The following is a 304-nucleotide window of genomic DNA, read 5'->3' as shown; positions in this document are numbered from 1 at the left end:
CACCGCAGGAGTTTTGTAAAAAAGCGAGTCTTTCAGCAAGCTCGGCGTTATCACCAATAACGACCGCCCCATTGACCACATCTGAATGCCCATTTAAGTATTTCGTAGCCGAATGGACAACGATGTCAAACCCCAATTCCAAAGGTCTTTGAAGCCATGGGGTTGCAAATGTGTTATCCGCTACACTAATGAGCTTTTTTCTTTTTGCAATTTCAGCAATTTCACGTAAATTTGCAAGCTTTAGCATCGGGTTTGAAGGTGTTTCTACCCAGATTAATTTAGTATTTGGGCGTATGGCTTCTTC

Annotated in this window: 1 protein-coding gene; it reads right to left on the bottom strand. The window is 42.4% G+C overall.

All coding sequences use genetic code 11. The annotated features are described in order from the left end of the window. Positions 1 to 304 (bottom strand): aminotransferase class I/II-fold pyridoxal phosphate-dependent enzyme (locus IEX97_RS12875; protein ID WP_188883509.1); only part of this gene is annotated, 304 nt, incomplete at both ends.

The sequence above is a fragment of the Paenalicyclobacillus cellulosilyticus genome (genome assembly GCF_014647315.1).
In the GTDB taxonomy this organism is placed as follows: domain Bacteria; phylum Bacillota; class Bacilli; order Alicyclobacillales; family Alicyclobacillaceae; genus Alicyclobacillus_J; species Alicyclobacillus_J cellulosilyticus.
This window is presented reverse-complemented; position numbering and strand designations above follow the sequence as displayed.